The following is a 1,726-nucleotide window of genomic DNA, read 5'->3' on the forward strand; positions in this document are numbered from 1 at the left end:
CCCGGCACCCTCGGCCGTTCGTCTGGAGCGCCAACCCCGACGACATCATCGCCGCTCGAAACCGAGGGTTCCAAACGTTGGAATCAATCCACTAGACCTTCTGGAAAACCGCACGCGCGATGATGGTTCCGACCTTGGCGGCTGGTTGGCGCAGCTCTTCCAGGTGCTCAACACGCCAGAGGACAAACGCCCGACGAACCTCGACGCCGATCTTGCGCGCTTTCCCTACGTGAACGGTGATCTATTCCGTGCCCCGCTGCTGATCCCGTCCTTCGACGCCGAAATGCGGACACGCCTCATCGCGGCCTGCCAGTTCGATTGGTCGGGCATCTCGCCCGCGATTTTTGGCTCGCTCTTCCAGTCCGTGATGGACAAGAACGAGCGCCGCGCCCAGGGCGCGCACTACACGACCGAGAAGAACATCCTCAAGGTTATCGAGCCGCTGTTCCTGTCCGATCTACGGGGCGAGTTCGAGCGACTGAAGGCCCGCAAGGACAGCCGCCGCCGCACCGAATTGCAGGCGTTCCACAAGCGCCTGGCTACGATGACCTTCTTCGATCCAGCCTGTGGCTGCGGCAACTTCCTGATCATCGCCTATCGAGAATTGCGCACACTGGAAATCGAGCTGATCCGCGAGTTGCGCGTCTATCGCGCCAGCGAGGACCAAAAGGAGCTGGACGCCGCCGACCTGTCGCTTCTGAACGTCGATCAGTTCTACGGCATTGAAATCGGGGAATTTCCCGCTCGCATCGCCGAAACGGCGCTGTGGATGATGGACCACATCATGAACAACCGGCTCAGCCTGGAATTCGGGCAGAGCTTCGTGCGTATTCCGCTGAGGAAATCGCCACATATCGTGCACGGCGACGCGCTGGAAACCGATTGGGCCACCGTCCTACCGCCCGAGAAATGTACCTTCGTCTTCGGCAATCCGCCCTTCATTGGTGCGAAATACCAGACGGCCGAACAGCGCGCCCAGGTGCGCCGTATCGCGGTGCTTGGCAAGACGGGCGGCACGCTCGATTACGTCACGGCCTGGTTCATCAAGGCGGGCGACTATGTACGGGGCGGCAAGGCCGCCATCGGCTTCGTGTCCACCAACTCCATCACGCAAGGAGAACAGGCGGCGCAGCTCTGGCCGATCCTGTTCGACCGCTGCAAGCTGGAGATCGGCTTCGCCCACCGCACCTTCGCTTGGGGATCGGACGCGCGCGGCAAGGCGCATGTGCATGTCGTCATCATCGGACTGGCGCAGCGTGCCGCCGCGCCGAAAGACCGCCTGCTGTTCTCCTATGACAATATCAACGGCGAGCCGCATGTCAGCACCCACACCGCGCTCTCGCCCTACCTGTTCGACGCAAGCGCCCTCGCCGATCCGCATCTGGTGGTGCGTGAGACCGCGCGGCCGCTAAACGGGTTGCCTCAGCTTTTCAGCGGCTCACAACCCATCGATGACGGCAACTACATCTTCGACGCCGCCCAGCGGGCCGAGTTTCTGGCTGAGGAGCCCGCAGCCGCGCGGTTCATGCGGCCCTATATCGGATCGCGCGAGCATATCAACGGCGGAATGCGCTGGATACTGGCGTTGCAGTCAGCGACGCCGACTGAGTTAAAGGCCATGCCGAAGGTCTTGGTGGCCTGCCCCATCGAGGTGGCCGGGGCGTAGAGTTAGAGTCCGGCGGTTAGGGCCGGCGGATGTGCCGACACGGCGCCAGGGTAAGGTGAC

The 1,726-nt window shown here is 62.6% G+C and carries 1 protein-coding gene; it reads left to right on the top strand.

Annotated features, from left to right (window positions below; translation table 11 throughout):
* The coding region (locus tag ACSSVZ_RS28090) for a DNA methyltransferase (protein ID WP_453974164.1) at nucleotides 1-1,666 on the top strand (1,666 nt) is incomplete at its 5' end.
* Nucleotides 1,667-1,726: the final 60 nt, after the last annotated feature.

Source organism: Amorphus sp. MBR-141 (genome assembly GCF_053628695.1).